This is a genomic window from Cecembia lonarensis LW9, from assembly GCF_000298295.1.
GTDB classification, from domain to species: Bacteria; Bacteroidota; Bacteroidia; order Cytophagales; family Cyclobacteriaceae; genus Cecembia; species Cecembia lonarensis.
In genome coordinates this window covers 1-26,804 of record NZ_AMGM01000050.1, presented here as the reverse complement: position 1 = coordinate 26,804, position 26,804 = coordinate 1, and the positions used below count along the sequence as shown (strand labels likewise).

At 40.7% G+C, this 26,804-nt stretch carries 21 protein-coding genes and 1 pseudogene; 13 read left to right on the top strand and 9 right to left on the bottom strand.

Features of this window, described 5'->3' with window-relative positions; all coding sequences use genetic code 11:
• The first annotated feature begins 12 nt into the window (after positions 1-12).
• The 4 genes from ileS to B879_RS14210 all read left to right on the top strand — a co-directional run bounded on the left by ileS (position 13) and on the right by B879_RS14210 (position 6,833).
• Complete coding sequence (gene ileS, locus B879_RS14225) at positions 13-3,393, top strand: isoleucine--tRNA ligase (RefSeq protein WP_009185893.1); 3,381 nt, start codon at positions 13-15, stop codon at positions 3,391-3,393.
• Positions 3,394-3,468: 75 nt separating this feature from the next.
• Positions 3,469-4,131, top strand: a complete 663-nt coding sequence (locus B879_RS14220) for a lipoprotein signal peptidase (protein WP_009185892.1) — start codon at positions 3,469-3,471, stop codon at positions 4,129-4,131.
• Between the two features lie 190 nt (positions 4,132-4,321).
• Entirely contained in the window at positions 4,322-6,124 is a 1,803-nt protein-coding gene (locus tag B879_RS14215) for a TrkH family potassium uptake protein (RefSeq protein WP_009185891.1), read from the top strand.
• 19 nt (positions 6,125-6,143) lie between these two features.
• Positions 6,144-6,833 carry a potassium channel family protein gene (locus B879_RS14210; RefSeq protein WP_009185890.1) on the top strand — a complete coding sequence of 230 codons (690 nt, stop codon included), beginning with the start codon at positions 6,144-6,146 and terminating at the stop codon, positions 6,831-6,833.
• 4 nt (positions 6,834-6,837) lie between these two features.
• On the opposite strand, the gene B879_RS14205 is transcribed toward B879_RS14210, so the two are convergent.
• From B879_RS14205 to B879_RS14165, 8 genes are all read right to left on the bottom strand, one after another.
• Positions 6,838-7,662: an ion transporter gene (locus tag B879_RS14205; protein ID WP_009185889.1), complete on the bottom strand. Its 825-nt coding sequence runs from the start codon at positions 7,660-7,662 to the stop codon at positions 6,838-6,840.
• Positions 7,663-7,713: 51 nt separating this feature from the next.
• On the bottom strand, positions 7,714-8,289 hold the full coding sequence (locus tag B879_RS14200; RefSeq protein ID WP_009185888.1) for a PIN domain-containing protein: 576 nt from the start codon (positions 8,287-8,289) through the stop codon (positions 7,714-7,716).
• A gap of 11 nt (positions 8,290-8,300) precedes the next feature.
• Positions 8,301-8,630 carry an STAS-like domain-containing protein gene (locus tag B879_RS14195; RefSeq protein WP_009185887.1) on the bottom strand — a complete coding sequence of 110 codons (330 nt, stop codon included), beginning with the start codon at positions 8,628-8,630 and terminating at the stop codon, positions 8,301-8,303.
• A gap of 57 nt (positions 8,631-8,687) precedes the next feature.
• The gene (locus tag B879_RS14190; protein WP_238542142.1) at positions 8,688-9,458 is read right to left on the bottom strand and encodes a hypothetical protein; all 771 of its coding nucleotides are present in this window, start codon (positions 9,456-9,458) and stop codon (positions 8,688-8,690) included.
• A 65-nt stretch (positions 9,459-9,523) separates the two neighbouring features.
• Positions 9,524-12,172: a DEAD/DEAH box helicase gene (locus tag B879_RS14185; RefSeq protein ID WP_009185885.1), complete on the bottom strand. Its 2,649-nt coding sequence runs from the start codon at positions 12,170-12,172 to the stop codon at positions 9,524-9,526.
• 1 nt (position 12,173) lies between these two features.
• On the bottom strand, positions 12,174-13,769 hold the full coding sequence (locus tag B879_RS14180; protein WP_009185884.1) for a site-specific DNA-methyltransferase: 1,596 nt from the start codon (positions 13,767-13,769) through the stop codon (positions 12,174-12,176).
• A gap of 258 nt (positions 13,770-14,027) precedes the next feature.
• Complete coding sequence (locus tag B879_RS14170) at positions 14,028-14,507, bottom strand: hypothetical protein (RefSeq protein WP_009185882.1); 480 nt, start codon at positions 14,505-14,507, stop codon at positions 14,028-14,030.
• 75 nt (positions 14,508-14,582) lie between these two features.
• Positions 14,583-15,233, bottom strand: a complete 651-nt coding sequence (locus tag B879_RS14165; RefSeq protein WP_009185881.1) for a plasmid pRiA4b ORF-3 family protein — start codon at positions 15,231-15,233, stop codon at positions 14,583-14,585.
• A 150-nt stretch (positions 15,234-15,383) separates the two neighbouring features.
• On the opposite strand from B879_RS14165, the gene B879_RS14160 reads away from it, so the two are divergent.
• The 9 genes from B879_RS14160 (at position 15,384) to B879_RS14120 (ending at position 26,528) form a co-directional block, all read left to right on the top strand.
• Positions 15,384-16,214: a helix-turn-helix transcriptional regulator gene (locus B879_RS14160; RefSeq protein WP_009185880.1), complete on the top strand. Its 831-nt coding sequence runs from the start codon at positions 15,384-15,386 to the stop codon at positions 16,212-16,214.
• 339 nt (positions 16,215-16,553) lie between these two features.
• Complete coding sequence (locus B879_RS14155; RefSeq protein ID WP_009185879.1) at positions 16,554-17,114, top strand: transposase; 561 nt, start codon at positions 16,554-16,556, stop codon at positions 17,112-17,114.
• 160 nt (positions 17,115-17,274) lie between these two features.
• Positions 17,275-18,627: a TolC family protein gene (locus B879_RS14150; RefSeq protein ID WP_009185878.1), complete on the top strand. Its 1,353-nt coding sequence runs from the start codon at positions 17,275-17,277 to the stop codon at positions 18,625-18,627.
• A 3-nt stretch (positions 18,628-18,630) separates the two neighbouring features.
• Complete coding sequence (locus B879_RS14145; RefSeq protein WP_009185877.1) at positions 18,631-21,765, top strand: efflux RND transporter permease subunit; 3,135 nt, start codon at positions 18,631-18,633, stop codon at positions 21,763-21,765.
• A 10-nt stretch (positions 21,766-21,775) separates the two neighbouring features.
• A complete protein-coding gene (locus B879_RS14140) occupies positions 21,776-22,852 on the top strand; it encodes an efflux RND transporter periplasmic adaptor subunit (protein ID WP_009185876.1) in 1,077 nt (358 codons plus the stop codon).
• Between the two features lie 440 nt (positions 22,853-23,292).
• Entirely contained in the window at positions 23,293-24,066 is a 774-nt protein-coding gene (locus tag B879_RS14135; RefSeq protein ID WP_009185874.1) for a sulfite exporter TauE/SafE family protein, read from the top strand.
• Positions 24,067-24,228: 162 nt separating this feature from the next.
• The gene (locus B879_RS14130) at positions 24,229-24,858 is read left to right on the top strand and encodes a hypothetical protein (protein WP_009185873.1); all 630 of its coding nucleotides are present in this window, start codon (positions 24,229-24,231) and stop codon (positions 24,856-24,858) included.
• A gap of 104 nt (positions 24,859-24,962) precedes the next feature.
• The gene (locus B879_RS14125; RefSeq protein WP_009185872.1) at positions 24,963-25,475 is read left to right on the top strand and encodes an FKBP-type peptidyl-prolyl cis-trans isomerase; all 513 of its coding nucleotides are present in this window, start codon (positions 24,963-24,965) and stop codon (positions 25,473-25,475) included.
• A 24-nt stretch (positions 25,476-25,499) separates the two neighbouring features.
• The gene (locus tag B879_RS14120; protein WP_009185871.1) at positions 25,500-26,528 is read left to right on the top strand and encodes an oxidoreductase; all 1,029 of its coding nucleotides are present in this window, start codon (positions 25,500-25,502) and stop codon (positions 26,526-26,528) included.
• 7 nt (positions 26,529-26,535) lie between these two features.
• On the opposite strand, the pseudogene B879_RS14115 reads toward B879_RS14120, so the two are convergent.
• Positions 26,536-26,804: pseudogene (locus tag B879_RS14115) on the bottom strand (dGTPase); the annotation flags it as partial.

Below are 26,804 nucleotides of genomic sequence, written 5' to 3'. Positions count from 1 at the left end.
GTAAGGGGTACCGTGAAAAAATACCAGGAGTTCAAACAAGTAGATTATCCAGAAATAGGAGAAAGCATCCTTTCTTATTGGAAATCCAATGATATTTTCAACAAATCCGTTAGCAACAGAGATGGGGAGGAAACCTTCACCTTTTTTGAGGGACCACCTTCTGCTAATGGTACCCCCGGCATTCACCATGTGATGGCCCGTACTTTGAAGGATATTTTTTGTAGATACAAAACCTTGAAAGGCTTCCAAGTGAAGCGTAAAGGTGGATGGGATACGCATGGTCTTCCGGTAGAGCTTCAAGTGGAGAAAGAATTGGGCATTACCAAAGAGGATATCGGAAAAAAAATCACCGTCGAGGAATATAATAAGAAATGCCAGGAAACGGTCATGCGCTTCAAAGACGAGTGGGATGACCTGACTGAAAAAATCGGTTATTGGGTCGATTTGGACGATCCTTATATCACCTTTGATGCCAAATACATAGAATCTCTTTGGCACCTTTTGAAAAGGCTTCATGAAAAAGGGCTCCTTTACAAAGGATACACCATACAGCCATATTCACCTGCGGCAGGAACAGGATTGAGTTCTCATGAACTGAACCAACCCGGATGTTACAGGGACGTCAAAGACACCTCCATTACTGCTCAGTTTAAATTGAAAGGACAGGAAAACACCTACATCCTCGCCTGGACCACTACCCCTTGGACGCTGCCTTCCAACTCTGCCCTTGCGATAGGAGAAAACCTGGATTATGTGAAAGTCAAGACTTTCAACCCTTATACCCACGAACCTATGATTGCCATCCTGGCAAAAGCCAGGATGAACGCCTATTTCAATCCTAAAGCCAAAGAGATTGCACTTGAGGATTACAAAGCCGGCGACAAGCTGATTCCATACCAAGTAGTAGAGGTGTTCAAGGGCAAAGAAATGCTTGGATGGGAATATGAGCAACTATTCCCTATTCAGGCCCTGACACTTCCTCACCCTGCCTTCACCGTAGTCGCAGGAGATTATGTGACTACCGAAGATGGTACAGGTATTGTCCATTTGGCAAAAGCATTTGGTGCAGACGACTTTAGGACTTTGGTACAGAACAATGTTCCAGGGATCTTCGTCAAAGATGAACAGGACAACGACATTCCGGTAGTAGACAAGCAGGGAAAATTCATCGCAGTCGTAGGAGAATACCTGGCGGCAAAAATGAAGGAACATCAAATCACTGCCCATAAGGTGTTTGGCCCGGATGATTTCTTCGTGAAGAATTATACCAATGATGATGAAAATGCAGCGGATTTTAAAAACACCGACATCATCATCTCCATCATCCTTAAGAATGAAAACAAGGCCTTCAAGGTCGAAAAATATGAGCACAGTTATCCGCATTGCTGGAGAACAGATAAACCCATTCTTTACTATCCTTTGGAAAGCTGGTTTATCAAAACTACAGCTTATAAAGACAAATTGGTTGCCTTGAACAAGACCATCAATTGGAAGCCTGAGGCGACAGGTACCGGGAGATTTGGCAACTGGCTGGAAAACCTGGTGGACTGGAACCTCAGCCGGTCCAGATTTTGGGGCACCCCCCTGCCTATTTGGAGAACTGAAGATGGAACAGAGGAAAAATGTATCGGGTCAGTAGCAGAACTTCAGGAAGAAATCCAGAAATCCATTGCCCAAGGTTTTATGAAAAAATCTCCATGGGAAGGAAAACAAATGGATTTACACCGCCCCTACGTGGATGATGTGGTCTTAGTTTCTTCCAAAGGGGAGAAAATGTTCAGAGAAACAGACCTAATTGATGTCTGGTTTGACTCCGGTGCTATGCCCTATGCCCAGTGGCATTACCCATTTGAAAACGAAGACATATTTAAAGCCAATTATCCTGCAGACTATATCGCAGAAGGAGTAGATCAGACCCGGGGCTGGTTTTTTACTTTGCATGCTATAGCAGGAATGCTGTTTGATTCAGTTGCTTTCAAAAACGTCATTGCCAATGGTCTTGTTTTGGATAAAAATGGCAATAAAATGTCCAAACGCTTGGGCAATGCCATCGATCCTTTCAAAACCCTAAAAGAATATGGCCCAGATGCACTCAGATGGTACATGCTCAGCAATGCCAATCCTTGGGACAACTTGAAATTCAATCTGGAAGGCGTAGCTGAAGTACAGAGAAGGTTCTTTGGTACCTTGCAGAATACCTACAACTTCTTCGCCCTTTACGCCAATCTGGATGAATTTGTCTATGAGAAAGAAAAGGCAGTTCCTGTAGCGCAAAGAGCAGAATTGGATCAATGGATCATTTCCAAGTTACAATCCCTGATTGCTGAGGTGGAAGCAGCCATGGATAACTATGATGCTACCCGAGCTACAAGGGCAATCATGAATTTTACGGTGGACCAGTTGTCCAACTGGTACGTTCGACTGGCGAGAAAGAGATTCTGGAGAGGAGAAATGAATGGGGACAAGCAGGCGGCATACGAAACCTTATATGAATGTCTGCTGAGCCTTACCCAATTGATGTCTTCATTTGCTCCTTTCTATGCGGATTGGTTATATAGAAACCTAACCACTGCAATCGGGAATGCCGCTGAATCCGTTCACCTGACGGACTGGATCTCTGCTGATAATTCCCTAATCAACAAAGACCTGGAGGAGAGCATGGATTTGGCGCAAAGAGCTTCTTCATTGGTGCATTCTTTAAGGAAGAACCCAAAAATCGGTATCAAGGTAAGACAGCCTCTTCAGCGGATTATGGTTCCAGTATTGAATGAAAAGACCAGGAAGCAATTGCAGCATGTGGAAGAGTTGATCAAGTCCGAAGTCAATATCAAAGAAATTGAATACATAGATGATACCTCAGGGGTTTTGGTAAAGGATGTTAAACCTAATTTGCCTGTCTTAGGAAAGAAATTGGGGCCAAAAATGCGGTTTGTAGTGGCGGCAATTAAAACCTGGGGACAAGAAGAAATTGCTGTTATTGAAAGAGAGGGCAGCATTGCCATTGATGTAGAAGGAGAGACCATGGAAATTCTTCTTGAGGAAGTACTGATCAGTTCTCAGGACATCCCAGGTTGGTCAGTGGCCTCTGATCAAGGATTGACCGTAGCCTTGGATATTACCTTAACAGAGGAATTAAAACAGGAGGGTATTGCCAGAGACCTCGTAAACAGGATCCAAAATCTCAGAAAAGACATGGGGCTGGAAGTACAGGATAAAATCCACATCAAAGTAGCCAAACATGATGCCTTAGTGGACGCAGCATTGACAAATTTTGCAGGCTATATTCAAACAGAAACCCAGGCGCTTTCGTTGGAACAAAATGGTGCTTTAGAAGATGCTACCTTATTGGACATGGACGATTTTGAATTGAAAGTAAAAATTGAAAAAGTCTAGAACTTAAAAAAATACAATCAAAGAAGGGGTATTGTTTGAAAAATTCCTTAAATCTGTGACTTTGAAAAGATATTCATGAAATATTTGAAATACTTCGGCATTGCCTTTTTGGTAATCATTTTGGACCAAGCAGTAAAAATGTTGGTCCATTATCAAATGGACTTTGGTACTCCCGGTCAGATCAAGGTATTTGGCGAATGGTTTAAGTTGCATTATACCACCAACCCAGGCATGGCTTTTGGCATGCAGCTGGGGACGGAGTATGGGAAATTGATTTTGACCACCTTCCGTTTATTGGCCATGTTTGGTATAGGTTACTATTTGTACCATATCATCAAGCAGAAAATGCATAAGGGATACATCATTTGTATTTCTATGATTCTTGGTGGAGCGATAGGCAATCTGATTGACAGTATTTTTTATGGTGTTTGGTTAAACAACGCCCCTTACAATGCTCCAAGCCCGTGGTTTCATGGTCAGGTAATCGATATGTTTTATATCGATATTTGGGAAGGGTATCTGCCTGATTGGATACCGGTTTGGGGTGGAAGTTACACAGCCTTATGGCCCATTTTCAATGTAGCTGATGCTGCTATTTTTGTAGGTGTTGCTATTATATTGATTTTTCAGGGCAGGTTTTTTGATGAAAAGCTTACGGATGCAAAAACTGAAGAAGTAGACGAAATCCAGAAACAGTTTATTGAGGGGGAAGAAAAACCGTCTTCAAGTAATTCTTAAAATGGGCCGATTGGCCTTTTTTCTATTAATAATATTTATCAACCATTTCGTAGAAAATTATTAGAAAAGCATCTTCAAATAAACTACAGTTTTCTAACTAGAAACAAATAAACTTTTATTTTTATATCATTCTAGGTATTGAAAGTGTATTTTTGAGATTGGTTGATACAGTTCTTAAAAGTACATTAAGTTGAAATCAATTTTTAACAGTCCAGATGATAGAGTTATTTTGATCAAGAAGGTTTTTGATCGAAACAACCGGATGCTACAGATCTTAAGCTTAATTGCTTTTGGGATATTAGTATACGATTTGGGATTTAGAGAGAATGTCCAAGACGGAGTTTTAGGAAAGGTTTACTATGTATTATTACTTTTTTTGTCAGTAGGATTTATTATCCGTCTCTTTTCCAAAAGCGAAAAGTATAGTATAGCCCGATACCTTGTTGAAGTTACCATCATCTTATTTTTACTTATTGTCTCCTTGGCCAACTTTGGCGCTATAAACATTGACAATACAATAGTTATTGGGAATCTCCCTATCAAATCTATTTTCGTCAACCTCCTCATTTTTATTCTCTTCTTAATTGAATTGAGCAAGCTCAGCCTATCGGTTAATCAATTAAAGATCCATCCTGCCTTAGTTTTTATCTTGAGTTTTCTGGTTGTAATCGCTATTGGTACTGGGATGTTGCTCCTCCCTAATGCCACCAAGGAAGGAATCAGCTTAATAGATGCATTATTCACCTCTACTTCAGCGGTGTGTGTGACGGGATTAATCGTGTTGGACACTTCTTCTGATTTCACTTTTCTAGGCCAATTCATTATTTTAATCCTTTTTCAGGTTGGCGGTTTGGGAATGATGACCTTCACTTCATTCTTTGGTTTTTTCTTCAAAGGGTCTTATTCCCTACAAAACCAGCTGTTTTTAAAAGATTATATCAACGAAGATAATATTGGCGCTATCAATTCCACTTTGTTAAAAATCATCTTATTCACCTTAATCACGGAAGGGGTTGCCGCCCTTTTGATTTTCAAAATCATCGATCAAGGGCTTTTTAATAGCACAGGAGACCAGGTATTTTTCTCAGTTTTTCACGCCATTTCAGGGTTTTGCAATGCGGGGTTTTCCATTCTTGGTGATGGACTCTACGAGGTTGGTTTCAGAGAAGAATATACAGTTCATTTGATAATTGCATTCACCATTATTTTGGGTGGTATCGGTTTTCCTGTGGTGCTTGGATATTTCAATTACCTTAAGCATGTGGTAGTAGATACAACCAAAATGATTACCAAAGAAAAAGAATATGAACATGCTCCCCGAGTGGTGAATGTCAACATACGTTTGATTGTCTATACTACAGGTATTTTACTTTTAATTGGTTTTGTGACGTATTGGATTTTTGAATCCAATCATACGCTGGCAGGTCTCTCAGGTTACGGCAAGTTTGTAACTGCTTTTTTTGGGACTGTCACGCCTCGAACTGCTGGATTTAATACTGTAGATATGTCTGCATTAGCTTTGCCAACTGTTCTGATTTATCTTATTCTGATGTGGATAGGTGCATCCCCAGGATCTACAGGAGGAGGACTGAAAACAAGCACAATTGCAGTAGCAGTATTGAATGTGGTTAGTATTACAAAAGGAAAAGACCGAGTTGAAATATTTAAAAGGCAGATTGGAGGAGAAACTCTCAGAAAAGCATTTGCAGTTATCGTTTTGTCCTTTTTAGTGATTGGATTTGGGGTATTTTTGGTGCTTCTTTTTGATCCCCAAATGCCATTGATCAGTGTTGCCTTCGAAATTTTCTCTGCGTTTTCAACTGTAGGACTAAGCCTGGGTATCACTGGAGATTTATCCACTGGAAGTAAAATTGTCGTTACAGTAATTATGTTTTTAGGAAGGGTCGGCACCTTAACGGTGCTTGTAGCATTTGTACGAAAAGCGAGAACATTACGATATAAATATCCAGAAGAGGGGGTTTTTATTACCTAATAATCAAAAAAAGATCATTATGAAATATATCATCGTAGGGTTAGGGAATTTTGGCGGTCACCTGGCCAAAAGGCTTACCAGTTATGGACATGAAGTCATTGGTATAGATGCCAGTGAGGATAAAGTTGAAGCTGTCAAAGATAAAATTACCCATGCAATAGCTATGGACGCTACCGATATTCATGCGGTAAGAAATCTCCCATGTAAAGAAGCTGATGCAGTTATCATTGCTATAGGCGAAGACTTTGGCGCATCTATCATGGTCACGGCACTTTTCAAACAATTGCAGATAAAAAGACTGATTTCCAGATCTATCAATAAAGTGCATGAAACTGTCATCCAGGCCATTGGTGTTGATGAAATCCTCCACCCTGAAGAAGACTCTGCCGAACGGATGGCCAAAAGTCTTCAAATGAAGGGAGTTATTGACTCTTTAGATGTATCGGATAACTACAATATCATCGAAGTAAAAGCCCCTCAAAGATATATAGGACTTACGATTGCAGAGACGAAAATCCGACAAGATTATAACATCAACATTCTTACACTTATCAAAATGGAAGAAAAACCTAATATTTTTGGAGTAAAATCAAAAAGTAAAAAAGTCACTGGAGTAGTTACAGCAGAAACTAAAATCGAGGAGGGGGATATTTTACTTTTGTTCGGCCATATCAAAGATATTCAGGAAATATTGAGTTTGGAGGATTAGTTTGCTACTTTAATTCCGGCAATTCTTCTCCACAATATTTACAAAAATATGCTTCTTTGTCCATGACTAATTGTTCACATTTTCGACACAACCTAGCCGTGGCCAGTTTTCTGCGACTTTTGGCCTGAGTCATTTCCGAAGTAACAATTCCAGTCGGTACTGCAATGATGCCATAACCCATCAACATAATAATAGAAGCCATCAACTTTCCAATAGGTGTTAAAGGTGTGATATCTCCAAAGCCAACGGTTGTTAATGTTACTATTGCCCAATACATAGACATAGGAATACTGGTAAATCCACTCTCAGGGCCTTCTACAATATACATTACAGTACCCGCTATCAATACTATTGTAATCATAGACGCAATAAAAATCTGAATCTTATTTCTACTGGCCCTTAAGGCATCAGAAAGAAACTCAGCATCCTTCAAATACCTACCGAGTTTTAATACCATAATAACTCTTAATAGTCTTAATGATCTAATCACAACCAGGAACTGTGTATTTATAAAGAAAATGCTCAAATAGGTAGGAATAATCGCTAAGAGATCAACCAATCCATAGAAACTAAAAATATATCCTAGCTTCCTTTTGCTTAGCCAAAGTCTCAAACCATATTCTATGGTAAATAGAATCGTGAAAGCCCATTCTAAAACATAAAAATAAGTACCGTAGGCATCATGTAGCTCTTTGACAGAATCCAATATAACAATTCCCACACTTAACAGAATGGCTACTAAGAGTACCACATCAAAGGTTTTTGATGCCCTATCATCATGTTCAAAGACGATATGGGCAAGTCGGGATTTGGTTGGAAATAGGGCCATTCTAATTCAAGAAAAAGGTGAAGAGTGAATTTAATAAAAATGAACACTTCCTTATAATAGCTTTTGATTTTCAGTCAAAATATCAATGCCTTGATAATCAAAATCCCCATCATCAGTAACAATCGTCAATCCCAGATCAAGCGCCATTTCATAATATAGATAATCATTGAAGTCTGACGTTCCGTCCACATTCTTGACAAGATAGCCAATATCTAAATCCAAATCTTTGTCGATCAATTTGATATTATTGGCATAAACTTCGAACTCAGATTTGAATAGTCCTAAATTATAAAGATAGTCCTCCGTACCTCTATAATCTTTTTTGAAATCCAGCTTTTCAATTTGAGTAGAACTCAACCGATTATTTGGATCATAAAGAAGATGATTTTTATAGTTCTTAAAATTAATTCGGGATATAGCGTTAAAAACTTCAGCAATTACTACACTGTGGGAATGAATTACAAGCCCCTTATCTAGTAGTTTTCCAACAAATTCAATGTAAATAGATTCCTTCCTGTTCGGATTGGTAATGTTTCCCAAGGCAAAAATCCAAATGTTTGAATCCAAAAAATATTTTTTGCGCGAGTCAATTTGGTGCATTGAAAGTTGCTGTATATCACCAGCCATAATAAAAAAAATTATGCTTCCTGCATATATTCTCTAATAGCTTCATCCCTCAATTGGCTTTTTCCCTTATTTAAGGCATTTTCTTTGACTAGTTCAATTCTTTGTTTCAATGAAGTGGAAGTGCCTTTAAAATTTAAAGATTCAGCCAAATCAGGTGCATTCATCCAGATTTTGCCAATAGAAGCGTTTAAAAAAGAAGAGGTAATCTGATCGAGACCGTCGAAATCTATTACAATAGGATTATTTTGGGCTAAATCTTCAACTATTGCATTGTAGAGTTTAAGCCCATCAGAAGAAAGTACCGCTATAGATTTACCGATTATATTCTTTACTGTTATCATAAGGACTGCAAATTTAAAAGTTTTCTAAAACAAATACTCGAAATAACTGTAAATGTTTCACTTACAGTTAAACTCCAGAGTAATCGTAGTTCCAGGAAAGTGGCTTAGTTTTCTTAAAGATAAGGATCCTAACTTATTCCCCCAACAGTAACCATCAGTAATTATTTGGAAAGAGTGTCCATTTTTCTCACAATAGGTTTTGATGCTACTAAGCCCCAAACCTCCAGGATGGTCTGTTTTTGTTGTATTACCATCAAGTGCCCATAAAATGGCTTTTTCTGGCTCATTGACCTTGTTTTTTGTAAAGTTTGAAATAGGCTCCAAAAAGCCTACTCCAAGATCAACAAGAGTAAATTTAAGTAAATTTTTGCTCGGATAATATTGGCCACATGCAAATACAGGGTCTTTTGTTTGTGCGTGTAAGTGGATATTTGAAAATACTTCCAAAAATTGATTGATTAGGTCTTTTTTTATCTTTGGAATATTTCTGAAAGCAGTATGGTCAAAAAGCTGACTATCCAAATAAACATAATAGGCTTCGTCATCTACTGGAGAAAATCGCGTTAACTTGATTGAAGATTCCATACTGCCAAATGAAGTGTATTGCCCCGAATCATTGCTCAAAAATCCATTTCTTCTGAAAATTTCAAATCGAGTATCAATATCCTGTGCATCCACATAAAATTCATGCCCGCAATCGCAATTCAATCGGTAAATCACTGCATCTAAAAATGCAGTCATATTGGCATCCAAAAATTTTATCTGTGAAAAATCAAGAAAAACCTTGTTGTTGTTTACGCCTTTAAATTGTTGATAAAAATCAATCAACACCTTAAAGCAGGAAGGTGTCGATTGAAGACTTCTGGCAATTTGATACGTTTCAAATTTATCCATCACATCTGTCTGATCAAATCCTTGGCCTTATCAAAAGAAAAGGCGCCTTTAACCTCCTTTTGATCAAAAACCATCATGTAAAGGAAATCCTTACCTGCCAATTCAGCCCATTTTTGACCCAAACGGGCTTTTGCCTCAGAATCTGAATTGTCTCTGTCATCTCCTTTGGTTTCCAAAAGAATGGTTTTTCCTGAGTTAGTGCCGATGATAAAATCAGGATAATGATTGGATTTAAAACCATTGATCGCAAAACCTTTTCCTCTACCTAAGTTACGGTGCCAATAGCTGACATTGGGAAGAGAGGAAATAGCTGTCATCACCTTGACCTCAAACCCGTTCATACTACCTTCGGCTTCATAGAGCGACTTACTGATGGAAGGGCCTACCTTTCCCGGAACAATTCTTTCTGGATATTTCCAGCTTGCGATAGTTTCTATTTTCCCAACAGTAATCAGGTCATTGAACTTTTCTTCGGCATAAGCATCAGCATGAGATTTGATTTTTGCCTTGATTTTTTCCGAATAGACCAAGCGTCGGGCGAGTATGTCCCGCAACTGATCCGTATTCATGCTTTCCAAAATTCTTGTGATGTACAGCTTGATTTCCTGTTCTGGAATTGGATACAAGTTGCCAATCATTTCATTGAGCTGGTAAACAATATCCTTGATCTGTTTTTCTTTAGGCTTGGCCAAGATATATTCCATCATAGGCTCCTTCACAACCAAATCCTCGATTTTGGTGAAGGAGGGAGTATATTCATCTTTTTTGCTTTCTTGGATGTCTACTTTGTACAGCTCTGCTTGAATCTGATCAAAATCCAGCAAGGTATCGTATTTGCTCAATTTGAAATTGGACAAAAGTGATTCCTGGTTCAATAACGTACTTCCGCCCATTTCGAAAAGTGGATTATTGGGGATTTGTATGTGAAATTGGGGCAATCTCACGTCGGCTACCGATTCTTTCAAAGATGACCGAATTCCGTATGTTCTGACTTTTTCTCCCATTTCTGAATAAATATGCGGGTCAATTGGACTCGATAGCTGCTGGGACACCGCCGCCTCCATTTCCTTGTTTTGCTCAATGGCAATTTCTTCAATTTCTCCTATGATGCCTTGGACAATGCCCATACTCTCATTTGTAACGTCAGTATCTGTGGGTAAAGCGATTCTGTTTGCGTCCAGGGATTCCTCTGAGGGTATTTCCTGTTGTTCCGGAAAGAGAAAACCTTCCAAACTTTGATTGGTAGCCTTGGCACGGGATTCTTCGGAAGTCAGGTCTTTTTTCCGATAATCTTTATCACTAAAACCCGATGCTTGCAAACCCTTCACGATGTTCTGAAGGGTGTCGTGAAATTTCATGGATGCGGTAAGTACATAGGAAATATTCAATAGAGGAGAAGCATGTTTCATCACATAAGGCTGACGCAATACCCTTCCCAAAATCTGCTCCACATCTACCGCTGAAGATTTATCAGCCAAGGAAGCCAATATGTAGGCAAACGGACAATCCCATCCTTCCTTGAGGGCATTGATGGTAATGATAAAACGAACAGGACAAGACTCGGACATCAGGTCTATACCTTTAAGCTCATCCTTCTCGGCAGTTTTGATCTTAATTTCTTCCTCGGGAATTCCCAAGCTAATCAACTGGGCCTTCAATTTGTCAAATGTGGTATTTTCTTCCCCTGTTCTTGGCTGTGCCTGGAAGAGTACAATGGGTCGGATATATTTGCCTCCTTCTGCTCTCTGAGCGATGGCTAGTTGCTCTAGCTTGTACCTCAAATGCAGGGCAGAATTGACCACTTCCGTTTTGTCATGATGATTGTACACGATGACAGGAAGCTTGACCATGTGCTCTTTTTTCAATTCGATGGCCGGCACTAAGCTGATGATATTGGAATTGTTCTTTGGGGTAGCGGTGAGATCCAATACAAAGGATGGATTAAGATTCCGCAACATGTCCACACTGAGGTCCGATTCAGCATTGTGGCTTTCGTCTACCACAAGGACCGGATTCAGGCTTCGGATGACATTGATCAGCGCTGTCTCATCGATATCTTCCAATAAATGACTGGTATCCGCATATTGGGCGACGAAAGGCGCCAAAGATCCATTTTCCTGATAGGCTTTTCGGTCTTCTTTCTTTTTGGAGCGAAGACTGGAGAAACTCATCACAATGATGCTCAACTGCTCAGCAACTACAGTTGGGTTAAAATTGGAAGCATTCAACAACTCCCTTTTCTGATACACTTGCACCCGATGATGAAAAAGCGCGTTGAGCTTTTGTCTGTAGGGATGATCCGGATTACTTAAGTTATTGACCGTTTGATCAAGGAGATTGCTCCAAGGAACCAGCCATACCACAGCTTTGGGTTTTCTAGGGTCGAAGGCATCAAAAATTGTTCGGAGCGCATTTACAGCCAAAAAGGTTTTCCCTCCTGCTGTAGGTACTTTCATGCAGACATTGGCAGCGTTGGGAATAGTATTTTTATAAGGCTGCATACCTGTATTGTTCAAAGGATCATAAGGACCGATCTTATCCTCCCAATACTGATTGAATGCTTTATCCAGCTTTTTATGCTCCTGCACATAGCTAAGATACTCCCGCAGGTCATTGAGTACTTTATGTTGATATGCTTTGAGTTCCATGCTAAAAACGCGTTATATCCCTAGGTATTTTCTTAAAAACGATCTGATGCTTGGTCATCAATTCCTGAGGTAAGAGGCAATTGTCCGCATAGATGATATATTGATCTGCTCGTTCTGTGATGTGTTCAGAAAGTGTTTCAAAATCCAAGGTAGTGAGTCGATCTTTTTCGTAGATAAAATAATAGGCGGTATCCTCTTGCTTGCCCAATAGATAGCTTGTATCCTCAGCTTTCTCTTCCGAAAGTGAGGAGCGGGTTTCCGAGTACCAGATATATTTTCGGATTTGGGAAAGAGGAATCCTTTCGTTCAGGTTATGGTCTTCATCGAAAAGGGCCTCTCCGAGAGAATAATAGGAAAAATTCCCACCTGTGCCCACTTCGGCTTTGCTTCCTTCTCCATAGCCCTGTATCACCCGCTTCACCCGCTCTGCGGTGATACTTTCGGCATAGTCCTCCATCTCGACCAGGATAAATTTCCGATTGCCGCCATCCTGTTGGTTAAGCTTCAATACCGCATGGGCAGTAGTACCTGAACCAGCAAAGGAGTCTAGGACTATCGAGTCTTTTTTAGTAGTTGCTTGTAATAGATATTCCAACAATTCAACAGGTTTCGGGAAATTAAAGACTTTTCTCCCAAATAAAGATGTTAGTCTGTTAGTACCCAGCTGTGTATAGAATCCTTCAATCAGGGAGTAAACTTTTTTCCCTCTTAAATCCCCCTCCTTGCTTTTTAGATATTGTTTATAGTTAACTGTCCAAGACTTCTTCTTTTCATTCCACTCAATTGAAAGCTCATTTTCTTTAAGTGCTAATTCCACTCTATCTTTACTCCATTGCCATTGTTTATTAGGCCATATTTCATTTCCATCGTAAACTATTGGGTATTTTAAGTTTGGTCTATCGTCCATACTTGTAGTAGCCAATGGCTGTAGTCTGTATGGTCCTCGGTCCTGGAATTTCTCATCCTTATACTTATAATATTTTAATACAGAATCGTCAGGAGGCAATTCAATTTTTTCTAATGTCGAAATATCTTTTGAGTAAAAAAGAATGTATTCATGGAGATTTACAATATGCTTACTCTTAGCACCTCCCCCATAAGTTTTTTTCCAAACAAATGTTTCTACTCTGTTTGACCGGCCAAATACCTCGTCCATAATTAAATGCAAATAATCATGTTCGAACTCATCTATTGAAACTAAAATAACACCATTCTGAGAAAGAAGCTTATGTAGCAACTTTAACCTTGGATACATCATACAAAGCCATTTGTCATGCCGGCTAAGGTCTTCACCTTCCTTGCCCACGACTTCTCCCAGCCATTTTTTGATTTTGGGATGGTTGACATTGTCATTGTACACCCAGTTTTCGTTGCCGGTGTTATAGGGAGGGTCTATATAGATGCAGTTTACTTTTCCTTCGTACTCTGGCAGAAGCGATTTTAGGGCTTCGAGGTTGTCGCCATGGATGATTTTGTTACCCGAGGGTGCTTCGCCCTCTTCCAAGTTATAATCGTATTTTTTATCCAGGACTTTGTAAGGTACCTCTTGATGGTGGTTGATGACTTTTTCCTTGCCTATCCAGTGTAAAGTGGGCATATCGAATGTTGATTCTAAAAAGGTGTACTTGTAAAATTAGTAGAAAAGAGGGGAAGTACAAGGGTTGAAAAGAACAGAAACCTGTCAGGTTTTGGAAACCTAGCTCTTAAAATTTGTACAACTCGGGAACTTTGTCGACCGGCATCACGGTCAACAGAAACTCCTCTTGAGTCTTTAAAAGCAGCAGATGAAGGACGGTTAATATCAACTTTCCACCAGTTAGGAAATGGTTTGATGGCCCTGAATAAAATTTCTTCGTCAGAAATGTTCTGTGGTAGCATGAAAACTTTCTGTTAGCTTAAAAACTTCTTCTTCGGATACTTCCCTTTCCTCATCTTTTCCACCAAACTGTATTAAGGAAAAAATTTTATTTTCAAAAATTTCAAACTCAAGATAATCATCTCCCTGCTCAAATTCCAACTGAATGCTATTTCTCCCTGTAGGAAAAACTTCAGGTTGAAAGGGAAGCGAGTGTAAAATTGTAAACACTTTTTGGATCAAGTCATCAGTAAAAGGACCTGTCTCAGGTCCATTCCACCCAGCTTTTAGTTTTTTTATTGATCTTAAAGTTTCAAGATTTTTTAGCAGCGGATCAGAAAATCTGTGTTCAGGTGTTTTCGTAAAATGGTTTGAAAACCATGATGGCTCATTTCCAAGAATGGCCAAACCAATCGAACTTGTTCCTAAATTAAGACTAAGCATCCTTGTGCTCGTATTTTTAAATAATTGATTATTCATCTTTCAAAAAGTTTTGTTCAAAATTTTTCAAAATAATTGCACCTCAATTTATGCAAGAAAACCGAAATTCAAAACCTACTCATCCCCCTCTTCATCAATCCATGCATTCCACAGCAAATCCAAATTATTATTGATAGCCTCAATACTTACATTCTCGAAATCTATTTTTTTCTTTCCCTTGATTCCCAACCATTCTCTGTAGTTTTTATACTCAGGATGCTTGGGTTCATTGATGGCTTCTTCAAGCTGGGCAAAACCCCAAGGACCACCACAGTCTTCTGGTGGGCATAGCCCTGTAGCCTCAGTACATAGAGGCGTGTCGCCATCAAATCCGTCCAAGTCCTTTTGGGTTACTTTTTGAATAGAAATCTTATGCCACCAATCATCCCCAAAATCATACCAGTACCAGAAGGTTTTCCCATCAGTATGTTCTAGAAATTCCAAAAGGAACAATTCATCCGCATCATAGGTATCTCCGTGGGGACTTCCCCAAAAATCATCTCCTTCCATTTTCCTTTGGGCAGTTATTTTAGGCCGCTCTTTTTTGTCACTAAACTGAAACAAATGGCAATCTTCCCAGCCCATAGCTACTTGAATGATCAGGTGCAGTTCACTCATAGTGATATCAGCTGGTATTACTACCTTCCTGTAGATAGGGAATGGCATGTTTTCAAGATTGATTTTCAACTTGATGGAGGTTGGGTAGAGTGGGATGATTTTTGTCATTTTCGAAAGGTATGCTTTAGGTCAAAATTAAAAAAACTTCCGATCTAACCTCGCCTCAATAATCTAAAAATCCAATTCATCACCCCAAAGAACCTTCTCTAAGATTATAAGTTTGGAATATATTGGAAATTACTCAAATTTTGTAAGCCTATGATTCCTTCCTCCCCCATATCCACCAAAAACAAGCTTGAATCCCAAGAGCTGTTTAAAATCTCCAGATTCAAGCCTTTAATCAAAAAGACCAAACCCCATAAACACGAAGGCTACTTCGAACTGATTTTAATCGCAGAAGGGGAAGGTTTTCACTGGATAGAGACAGAAAATTATCAGATACAAACTCCTGACTTCTACTTTTTAAAACCTGGACAGCTGCATTTCTGGCAGTTTACAGCCATCCCCAAAGGCTACGTGATGATGTTCAAGGAAGAATTTATCGATGCTGTTAAAGAAGTGAAGATCCTGCATCAAATACAGCAAATGGGAGAATTGACAAGGATTCCTGCTTGGAAGGATACTATCGTCGGCCAAATTTTCGAAGACATCTTATTAGCCTATCAAAACCCTGATCAATATTCAGAAGATTTGATCAAAGGATACTTGCGCGTGCTTTTTTCCAAAATTGCCAACCATGCCTCGGAACCTTCTACTTCTGGAAAAGAAAATCCTCTCTGCGATAAATTCCTAAGCTTATTGTCCCAAAAATACCCTTTGCTGCACCGAGTGGCAGATTATGCGGAATTGCTACAAACATCTCCTCAAAACCTCAATCAAGCCTGTAAGAAAAAAACAGGTAGGACAGCCTCCGAACACATTAATTCCCAACTGATTCTGGAAGCCAAAAGAAATATCCTCCACACCGACCAAAACATCAACCAAATCGCCGACCTGCTCCAATTTAACGATGCCTCCTATTTCGTCAAGTTTTTCAAAAAACACACCGGCGAAACCCCTCATCAGTTTAGGGGGAGGTATTTTGGGTAAACTTTTGGGGCCGACCTTTGAGGTTTTTCAAACCTCGAAGGTCTTTACTTAAAGGATAATCGTTTTCAAATATGATATTCTTACTTAGAAAACCTTCGATACCGTATGTACGGTATCAAAGGTTGGCAGCAACCCGACCTTTGGGGTTTCCAAAAACCCCGAAGGTCTTTGTTGAAGGGTAAAACCTTATTTTATTCATAGTGCCATGAAAACCTTCGAGGTCAAAAAAAGACCTCAAAGGTTGGCGACCACTTGACCTTTGGGGTTTCATGGAACCCCGAAGGTCTTTTAGTTTTGAGAAGATTTGAATAAATTACTGCCCATTAAGTTTTTATCAATATGACAGATATTTTTGAACCTGAAGGAATTTACCACATCTACAATAAGGCTAATGGAGATGAAAAACTATTCAAATCAGATGATAACTATTTTTATTTCTTGGAGAAATTCAACACCTATTTGGGGAATAAAGTAGGAACTTTAGCTTATTGTTTGATCCCAAACCACTACCATTTCTTAGTAAAAGTCAATTCTGACATCTCTGATGAACAACTTGTAAAAGCATTTTCCGACTTTCAGAATTCTTACTCCAAGAGCTATAATAAAGTCTTTTCAAGAAACGGATCACTCTTTCAAAGAAAGTTCAAACGAAAGAAAATTAAGTCTGAAGAATACCTCACCAGAATTATCATCTACATTCATCAAAACCCAGTCAAGCATCAGCTAACCAAAGGTCCTTTTGAATGGAGATTTTCATCTTTTCAAGCTTATCTTTCCGACAGGTCATCAAAAGTAAGCAGGGAATTAGCATTAGAATGGTTTGGAGGTTTAGAGGGATTCAGGATTGCGCATCAAGAGAATGTGGAAAAATATTTACCTGAGGATCTTTTAATGGAGTAAAAGTCGTCAAAAAACCTTCGAGGTCAGAAAAAGACCTCAAAGGTTCCACCCCCCACTTTCATTTTTACCATTTTCCCATCCATTTTTACCACAATCCCTGTATATACATGGGTTATTTTTGTAATTGGTGAATTATGTTTTGTCTTTCAGCCATCAACCTATGTTAAAAAAAACCACAACTGGCTTTTTGTTTCTTCTGATACTCTATCAGGCACAAGCTCAAAGTCAACTCAAGGAACTCCTTGAAATCAGCACGGCAAATTATCCCGAACTACAGGCCAAACGCTTAGAAACTGAAGCCGCACAAAAACTGGTACAATACGAGCGTTCCGATTTCCTTCCAAGCTTGGACGGCTCCTACCAAATGGTCTATTCTACCAATAATAATATCACGGGTATGTTTTTACCCGGACAGGTAATGCCTATTTCAGGTCCGCCTGTACTGGAAAACTCATTTGATATGGTTTTCGGTTCTGCAGCTGCGCTCTTACTAAACTGGAGCCCCTTTACTTTTGGGAAAAGAGAAAGCAAAATCCAATCTGCCAAATTTGGTCAGGAACTTGCCCGACATCAAGAGGTACTTGCCATCTTGGAGCATCAGGTGCGCTTTACAGAAGCTTATTTAAACTATTGGGCTGCTGAATCCATTGCGGAAGCAGCCAGGAAAAACAGGGACCGTTACGAATCCAACTTAAGCCTATCCAAAAACTTGGTGGACAATGGTCTCCGCCCAGGGGTAGATTCAGCACAGTTCCGATCATTATTCGTCCGTTCCAAAATAGAATATCTCAATGCCCAAAAAACAGCTGAAAGCATGTTGGCAAGGGTTCGGGAACTACTAGGTGAGGACCAAAAACCAATCACACTGGACACCAGTCTCAAGAGACAAGTCCCGATTCAAACGGAAGAACCAATGGATAGCCATCCCCTACTCGAGCGTTCCAAAGTACAAACCCTTTTGGCCAATGCCCAAAAGACTGAACTCAACCGTTCCCTATTGCCAGACTTCAATGTTTGGGCTACAACTTTTGCCCGTGGTTCTTCTATTCTATTTGAAGGAGGGTTTAACAATCCTACTGACGGTCTAGCCTTCTCCAAATACAATTATGGAGTAGGATTTCAAGTTGCCGTCCCGATTTTGCAATTTTCCCGCACCTCCAAATTGGTACAAAGACAAAATTCCCTGATTTCAGCAGCTGAGGCTTATGAAATGCAGATAGAAAGATCGCTGGAAAAAGACAGAACAGTTGCCAAAGTGACTTTGGAAAAAGCATTGGAAGCAGCCACATTGGCACCGGAATATGTGCAAGCTGCGGAATACAGCTATCAAGCGCTTCAAGCCAGATACGATGCCGGGCTGATCAATCTGAACGAACTGGTGCAAGGTCAGGCTGACTTGGCCAAGGCAGAGGCCGAAAGCATCAAAGTCATGGCTGAAATGTGGAAAGCATTGCTGTACTATGCTGCAGTCAGCGGTGATATGGAAATATTTTTGGCCCAATTGGAAAGATAATATATGAAACTTATAGAAGGAGCTTTAAGCAAACCCATCACAGTCATGGTAGCGGTATTGGCCATAGGAGTATTTTCTTACCTCGCCATCCGCAATATGAAGATTGATATTTTCCCAACTTTTGGTTTGCCAACGATTTACGTGGCCCAGCCTTATGGAGGTCTATCCCCAGAGCAGATGGAGTCCTTTGTGACCAACTATTATGAATATCACTTCTTGTATGTTACCGGAGTGAAATCCGTTGAGTCTAAATCGGTACAAGGTAATGCCCTGATCAAAATTATATTTCATGAAGGCACAGATATGAGTCAGGCGGCAGCAGAAGTGGTGGGCTATGTCAACCGTTCACGGGCATTTATGCCTCCAGGGACTGTTCCACCATTCATTACGAGATTTGATGCAGGTTCGGTACCCGTTGGGCAATTGGTTTTTTCTTCCAATACAAGAACTTTGGGAGAAATTGCTGACTTGGCACTTTTCAACGTACGCCCTATGTTTTCTACCCTACCGGGGGTATCAGCTCCTCCTCCCTTCGGAGGAAGTGCAAAATCGGTCATCGTCAAATTGGACCCTGAAAAAATACAGCGCTATGCATTTACCCCAGATGAAGTGGTAGCAGCTTTGGCACAATACAATGTGATTTCTCCTGCCGGAAACCTGCGCATGGGAGATGAAATGCTCCTAACGCCGACCAACTCAGTAGCAGAAACCATCACGGATTTCGAAAATATTCCCCTGACCTTGGGTACAGGACCTGCTGTTTACCTGAAAGATTTGGCCAATATTGAGATTGCCTCAGACGTAACAACCGGCTACGCACTTGTAAATGGTGCCCGCTCAGTATATATCCCGGTAACCAAAAGAGCGGATGCCTCTACCTGGGAAGTGGTAAAAAATGTCAAAGAAGCCTTGCCTCGTATGCAGGCATCTATACCAGGCGACATTGCCGTTTCCTATGAATTTGACCAATCTGGATATGTCATCAACTCGCTTAAAAATGTGCTTTTTGAGGGCAGCTTGGGGGCCATTTTAACTGGCTTGATGGTTTTGCTTTTCTTGGGCGATAGAAGAGGCGCATTGATTGTGGTGATGACCATTCCGATTGCACTGTTGACCTCTGTGGTTTTGCTGAACATGCTAGGTCAGACCATCAACATCATGACTTTAGGGGGCTTGGCACTCTCGGTGGGAATTTTGGTGGATGAGGCCACCGTAACCATCGAAAATATCCATCGGCATTTGGAGATGGGAAAAAGAAAAGCCTTGGCCATCTTGGATGGTTGTAAGGAAATCGTGACTCCCAAGCTTCTTATCCTATTTAGTATTTTGGCAGTTTTTGCTCCTTCCCTATTTATGTCAGGGGTACCTCAGGGTATGTTTTTACCCATGTCTATGGCTGTGGGCTTTGCGATGATAGCATCCTTTTTACTTTCCATGACTTTTGTACCGGTAATGGCTGTTTGGTTGATGAAACATCATACAAATGAAGATGAAAACAGTCGATTCAATAGATTTAAAACCAAGTATTTGAAAAGAGTAGAGTCATTGGAGAAAAGACCTTCACTGAGTTTATTCCTCTATTTTGGAGTAGCTTTCCTCTTGTTTATGGGGGGATTTAGCTTAATTGGATTGGATATTTTCCCCAAAGTAGACGCCGGACAAGCCGTAGTCCGGTTACGCCTGGATACGGGAACACGCTTGGAGCGTACTGAGGAGGCAACACAAAAACTGTTGGTCTTGGCTGAAGAAGTAGTGGGCAAGGGTAATATCGAGATCAGTTCGGCCTTTGTAGGTACGCAGCCTTCCAGCTTTCCTGTCAATCTGATTCATTTGTGGACCAGTGGCCCTCATGAGTCTGTAACCCGCATTAATCTGAGCAAAAATGCCAAAACTCCTATCGAAAGATTCAAAGAAGAGCTCAGACAAAAGGTAAAATCCGAAATGCCGGAAGCTAAAATATCTTTTGAGCCGGGCGACTTAGTGGATCAGGTATTAAACCTAGGCGCTAACAACCCCATTGAGGTGGCTGTCTTGGGCAAAAATTTAGAACAATCCAACGAAATTGCCCGAAGCCTGCGCAATGAACTTTCCAAGGAATCAATTTTCAGGGATGTACAGATTGCTAGCCCTCTGGATTATCCTACAATGAAAATCAATATTGACAGGGTAAAGGCAGGTCAGTTAGGTTTGACGGTAAAGGAGATTTCAGAAGCCCTAGTGACAGCAACCTCATCAAGCAGGTTTACACAACCCAACTATTGGCGGGATCCAGCTTCGGCAGTCGCGTATCAGGTACAGGTAGAGTATCCACAATACTTGGTGGCCAGCCAACAAGATGTGGAAATGGTTCCTATTGCCGATGATGGTAAAAGGAAAGTGTTTTTGAGAGATGTAGCCACATTTGAGACGACGCGTACTCCTGCAGAATATGACCGGTTAAACCAACAACGATTCATTACCCTTACCGCCAATATTCACGATAAGGATTTGGGTACAGCAGTGAAGATTTTGGATAAAACCATAGGGGAATTAGGGGAATTACCGGAAGGCATTCAAATCTTACAAAAAGGTCAAGTAGACCTCTTGAGCCGGACACTAAAGGAGCTTCAATTAGGCCTCTTAATCGCTATCATAGTAATATTTTTGATGCTTTCTGCCAATTTCCAATCATTTAAAACCGCTACAGCTACCATGGCGATCATTCCTGCAGTTGTTGCCGGTTCCATTCTTCTTCTCCTCCTAACAGGTCATACCCTCAATATACAATCTTACATGGGAATGATAATGGCGGTTGGTGTAGCAGTGGCGAACTCCATTCTATATGTCACCAATGCGGAGGATCTACGAAAAGCAGGAGAAACAAATGCCCATTTTCAAGCATCCAGCAACAGGATCCGTCCGATTCTGATGACGAGCTTTGCCATGATTGCGGGGATCACACCCATGGCCTTGGGTTTTGGAGAAGGAGGAGATCAGATTGCACCATTGGGCGTAGCCGTGATAGGAGGCCTATTCTTCTCCATGATCAGCACCTTGCTTTTCCTTCCCTTGGTATACCGCCAAATGGTAGGGAAAAAAACATTTATCAGCCCCTCTCTAAATCCTTTGGATAAAACCAGTACCTATTTTGAAGCCTAATCTTGTAACCATGAACAGAAAAATATACCATTTCCTCATAGGAATTTCATTTCTTCAATTTTCTTGTAATTCAGGTGAACAACAAACTTCCGAAGCAGAAGATATCCGCAGTGCTTTTAAATTAGCAAGAGAAGCGGTGGAAACGGAGTTGAAATTGCCGGCAGAACTTTTGCCTTACGAAAAAGCCGAAATCCACACCAAGTTAGATGCCTATGTGCAGCGTGTTTTGGTAGACATAGGCGACAAGGTTAAGAAGGGTCAGGTTTTGGTGACCCTTGATGCTCCTGAGATAAAAAGTAAAACTGCAGAAGCCAATACCAAACTATTGGAAGCAGAAGCCAAATACCGTGCCTCTGAGGACCGGTATATAAGAATCCTTAATGCTTCAAAAACACAGGGAGCCATTTCTGAAGCTGATATCATTGCCCTTAAAAACACTTATCAGGCAGATAGCGCATTTTTGCAGGCTGCAAAGTTGATGGCCCAGAGTTACAGAGAGCAGCAGGATTACCTGAACATACGTGCTCCATTCGATGGCATCATCACTTCAAGAGATGTAGATGCCGGAGACTTTGTCAACCAAAATCAGAACAGAACCATGCTGACCTTGGAAAGGCCGGATCGCTTGAGGTTGCGCGTACATGTACCCGAAGCATATGTTCAAACGGCTCCGGATTCTGAAATACTCAGTTTTACAACCGATGGCTTGAGTAATCGGGCATTTGAAGCCAAACTCGCAAGAAAATCAGGAAGCATCAATCCACAAACACGCACGGAAATCTGGGAATACGAATTTGACAACAAGGAAGGAGTCTTGAAGCCAGGCATGTATGCCATGGTTGCGCTGCTCTTAAATAGAGCCGAGGATTCCTTTGTAGTTCCAGCTGCGGCAGTTGCCACGACTTTAGAGAAAAAGTTTGTGATCCGTGTAAAGGATGGGATCATGGAATGGGTCGATGTGCGGACCGGAATTTCCAAAAATAGCAAAACAGAAATCTTTGGAGAATTGAATACAGGAGATATTCTATTGAGTCGTGCTTCAGATGAATTGAAACAAGGGCAGAAAATTGAGTATACCGTAGACTGACCTTTGAGGTTTCAAAAACCTCGAAGGTCTTCGCTCAGAAATCAATTTTGGGCTGTTTATGATTTTCTCGAAAAACCTTCGAGGTCTGAAAAAAGACCTCAAAGGTTAGCAACCCCTGACCTTTGGGTACGCCGCGGCGTACTCGAAGGTCTTAAATGTTAAAAGAAAATTGTTTCTCGCCACGGCCGCAACGGAAACGCAACGATCGCAGCGAAGAAAAACATCAAATATAGGTAAAACCCACGTTGCGTTCGTTGCGAATCCCGTTGCGCTCGTTGCGTGAAAAATCAAAACCTTCGATACCGTGCGTACGGTACCAAAGGTTAGCAACACCTGACCCTTGTGTGCGCCGCGGCGTACTCAAGGGTCTTATCATAAGAGCTATTAATTTAAAAAACCTTCGGGGTCAAAAAAAGACCCCAAAGGTTAGACCATAACAAATGGAAATCATCATCATTTCCCTTACCGCATTCCTCGTTGCCATCCTGACATTTTTCTCGGGGTTTGGCTTGGGGACGATTTTGACACCTGTTTTCATGGTTTTCTTTCCAGTTGACCTGGCAATCGCCTTAACTGGGGTGGTCCATTTTTTCAATAATATCTTCAAGCTATTTCTGGTAGGAAAAAATGCCGACAAAGCAGTCCTCATCCGATTTGGTATTCCAGCGGTCATTGCTGCTTTTGCGGGTTCATGGGTCTTGCTCAATATCACTGAACTGGAGCCGCTGTTCAGCTATGAGATGTTTGGCCGTATTTTTATTGTCGAGCCGGTCAAGTTAATTATCTCCATATTACTGATCATTTTTGCTTTGATGGACTTGATCCCCTATTTCCAAAACCTACAATTCGGAAAAGAAAAACTCCCCATAGGAGGCGCATTGAGCGGATTTTTCGGAGGGCTTTCCGGAAATCAAGGAGCCTTACGTTCGGCTTTTTTGATCAAGGCTGGTCTGTCCAAAGAGGCCTTTATCGGTACTGCAGTGGTCGTCTCAACTTTTGTGGATTTCACCAGACTAAGTGTCTATGCAACTAGATTTGCCCAAACAGACATCATTGACAATATCCAAGTTGTAACGATTGCCACCCTTTCTGCGATAGCAGGGGCTTATTTGGGGAATAAACTTTTGAAAAAAGTGACCTTGAAATTTCTGCAGGTGACTGTTGCTATTATGCTGATTTTGATTTCTGTTGCTTTGGGGGCAGGATGGATTTAAGTATGATTTTTAAATCCATCGATTTTTCTAATAAATCAATGGCTTCAACACATTTTCTCTGCATTTTTTTGAGGAAAAAATAATTTCACCTAAAAGTTTATCACCTATTTTTTTATTCAATTTTTATATGGTTATTGGCCCAAAAAACTAAAGGCCTCATTTATGAAAAAAATCTTTTATTTAATTGCTACGATCACCTTGATTTCAACATCATCTTTTGCCCAAGTTGAAAAGGGTGGTCAATTATTTGGCGTTCAATCTGTATTCGTCAAAAGCTATCCCCAGAATGAAGGCGCTTATAAAACGAGCTCTTACGATGCTGACCTTTCCCTCTTTCACTTATTTATGGTAAGCAATAGGATAGGCTTGGGTTATTTTACCAATTTAAATTTTTCAGGTTATAAATCAGAAAACAAAGATTCTTGGGGTATGGATATGAATTACAAAAACAGAAGTCTGACCGGCCATATCGGACCCATGGCAAGATATATGATCCCCATTACACAAAACACCTACATCTTCCCCCAATTTCTGACTGGTTTTGGCAGAAACTGGACGACATATCACAGCAACGTACACGGTTCAATTTCTAATTCTAAATCAAACAGCAGCACTTCCCTTACTGAGTTTCAGTTTGGCATGGCTAATTTTTTGAATCAATGTGTAGCCTTAGAGACCAAGATAGGATACGGCTGGGCCAGAATCAATCAAAATGAGCAAAAAACAAAACTAAATGCGTTAGGTGCTAGCTTTGCTGCAGTCTTGTATTTCAATCGGAAAACAAAGGTTTAGATTATTGGCCGGCAAGAAGTGGGCAATTTAATCCGGATTATTTTGGAAAAAGTTATCTTTGATAGTTAAATGATCAAAGTTTATTCAATTAATGCCTCTCACAAATGATTGTAGAAAAAAATAAAGTTGTCGCACTGTCTTATGAACTTCATGTCGATGATGGTGAAACAAGAAAAACCTTTTTTGAAAGTGTTTCCAAGGAAAAGCCATTTTACTTCCTATTTGGAACAGGGAATATTTTGCCAAAATTAGAGGAGGCCATTCTAGGAAAAAGTGCAGGAGAAGGTTTTGAGGCGTTCATTGATTATGAAAATGCTTATGGGGACTACGATGAAAGCAAACGTGTAATCGTACCCAAGTCTAACTTCAAAGAAGATGGCAAGAAGCAAAAAGAGCTCTTAAAGGTAGGAAAGGTAATCCCCATGCAGGATGACCAAGGCAACCAACTGCGTGGTGAAATTATCAAAATTGACTATAAAGGCGTCCATATGGACTTTAACTCGCCCTTAGCAGGGCTCGACCTCTATTTCAAAGGAGAAATAGTCTCTATTAGGGAGGCTGATCCGGAAGAAATCGACCATGGTCATGTGCATGGGCCTGGAGGGCATCAGCATTAATGCAAAAATGAAGAATTAAGAAAGATGAAAAAAATCAGAACAGCATTGGTAGGTTTTGGGTCGGTAGGAGAAAAAATGCATGCCCCATTGATTACCGTTTGTGAAGACCTCGAACTGGTGGCCGTAGTAGAGAGAAACCAGGAAAGGTCAAAAGAAAAATATTCACAAGTGACCATTTTCAAAAGTCTTGAAGCCCTACTGGAAGCCGATGCTGCTGATCTGATCATCATTGTTACGCCCAACGAGTTCCACTTCGCTCAAGCCAAGATGGCTTTGGAAGCAGGTAAGCATGTGGTAGTGGATAAGCCAGTCACGTTGAATGCTCATGAAGCCAGGATGCTACATCAAATTGCCGAGAAACAAGGCTTGGTCCTCTCCGTATTCCAAAATCGCCGCTGGGATGGCGATATTCAGACCATACAAAAGCTGCTGCATGAAGGGGTCTTGGGAAGAATCGTACATTTTGAATCCCATTTCGACAGATTCAGACCTCAGTTGGTGGATAATTGGCGGGAAAAAGATGTGCCTGGCAATGGCATTACCTACGATCTGGGCACACATTTGATCGATCAAACTGTAATGCTTTTTGGAAAACCTACATGGATATATGCCGAAATCCTCAAGCAGCGCAAAGGTGCAGTAGCGGATGATTTTTTTGACGTTACCCTCATGTACAAGGGGATGAAGGCTAGATTAACTGCCAGTGTGATGGTGAATGCCCCCCTACCAAAATTTTTGGTTTTGGGAGAGAAGGGAAGTTACGTCAAATATGGGCTGGATGTTCAGGAAAAAGCCTTCAAAGCAGGTGGAAAACCAGAGGGTCCAAACTGGGGAATTGAAAATTCTGATGCTTGGGGTACAATTCACCTGGAAAATGTAAGCACCTCCTATCCTACCGAACGTGGAGATTATAGGCATTTCTACCAAAATATCGCTGATACTATACAGGGACAGGCAAAACTTAAAGTCAATATGGAACAAGCCATTTTGGTTTTGGAAATCATTGAAACCGCTTTCCTAAGCCATAAGGAAGGCAAACGGATTTATTTGTAATTCCAAATCAAGTCCCAGGAAGGGAAATTCCCTTGACTCGTCTATACAAAGAAAGGGCATATTTATCTGTCATTCCTGATATGAAATCCACCAAAGCACGTAACAGAGGATAGGGGTTGACTTGTTCTCCCCAACCTTCCAGAGGAAACTCCTCAGGCAACAAGCGCAGGATACTTTTGTCTTTCCCTGAAAACAACTCGGTTTGGTAATACTTGTGATTGAGTGCCCTTGAAAACACTTCTAAAAGCCCCTCCAACACCTGAAAACCTGCTGCTT

Bases quoted from the DNA above. Each gene is read 5' to 3' on its own strand.
- B879_RS14170 (WP_009185882.1), bottom strand. From the start codon at position 14,507: ATGAATAATCAATTATTTAAAAATACGAGCACAAGGATGCTTAGTCTT.
- B879_RS14120 (WP_009185871.1), top strand. From the start codon at position 25,500: ATGAAAAAAATCAGAACAGCATTGGTAGGTTTTGGGTCGGTAGGAGAA.
- B879_RS14125 (WP_009185872.1), top strand. From the start codon at position 24,963: ATGATTGTAGAAAAAAATAAAGTTGTCGCACTGTCTTATGAACTTCAT.
- B879_RS14200 (WP_009185888.1), bottom strand. From the start codon at position 8,289: ATGGCTGGTGATATACAGCAACTTTCAATGCACCAAATTGACTCGCGC.
- B879_RS14145 (WP_009185877.1), top strand. From the start codon at position 18,631: ATGAAACTTATAGAAGGAGCTTTAAGCAAACCCATCACAGTCATGGTA.
- B879_RS14195 (WP_009185887.1), bottom strand. From the start codon at position 8,630: ATGATAACAGTAAAGAATATAATCGGTAAATCTATAGCGGTACTTTCT.
- B879_RS14160 (WP_009185880.1), top strand. From the start codon at position 15,384: ATGATTCCTTCCTCCCCCATATCCACCAAAAACAAGCTTGAATCCCAA.
- B879_RS14150 (WP_009185878.1), top strand. From the start codon at position 17,275: ATGTTAAAAAAAACCACAACTGGCTTTTTGTTTCTTCTGATACTCTAT.
- B879_RS14185 (WP_009185885.1), bottom strand. From the start codon at position 12,172: ATGGAACTCAAAGCATATCAACATAAAGTACTCAATGACCTGCGGGAG.
- B879_RS14220 (WP_009185892.1), top strand. From the start codon at position 3,469: ATGAAATATTTGAAATACTTCGGCATTGCCTTTTTGGTAATCATTTTG.
- B879_RS14155 (WP_009185879.1), top strand. From the start codon at position 16,554: ATGACAGATATTTTTGAACCTGAAGGAATTTACCACATCTACAATAAG.
- B879_RS14140 (WP_009185876.1), top strand. From the start codon at position 21,776: ATGAACAGAAAAATATACCATTTCCTCATAGGAATTTCATTTCTTCAA.
- B879_RS14165 (WP_009185881.1), bottom strand. From the start codon at position 15,233: ATGACAAAAATCATCCCACTCTACCCAACCTCCATCAAGTTGAAAATC.
- B879_RS14130 (WP_009185873.1), top strand. From the start codon at position 24,229: ATGAAAAAAATCTTTTATTTAATTGCTACGATCACCTTGATTTCAACA.
- B879_RS14210 (WP_009185890.1), top strand. From the start codon at position 6,144: ATGAAATATATCATCGTAGGGTTAGGGAATTTTGGCGGTCACCTGGCC.
- B879_RS14135 (WP_009185874.1), top strand. From the start codon at position 23,293: ATGGAAATCATCATCATTTCCCTTACCGCATTCCTCGTTGCCATCCTG.
- B879_RS14205 (WP_009185889.1), bottom strand. From the start codon at position 7,662: ATGGCCCTATTTCCAACCAAATCCCGACTTGCCCATATCGTCTTTGAA.
- B879_RS14180 (WP_009185884.1), bottom strand. From the start codon at position 13,769: ATGCCCACTTTACACTGGATAGGCAAGGAAAAAGTCATCAACCACCAT.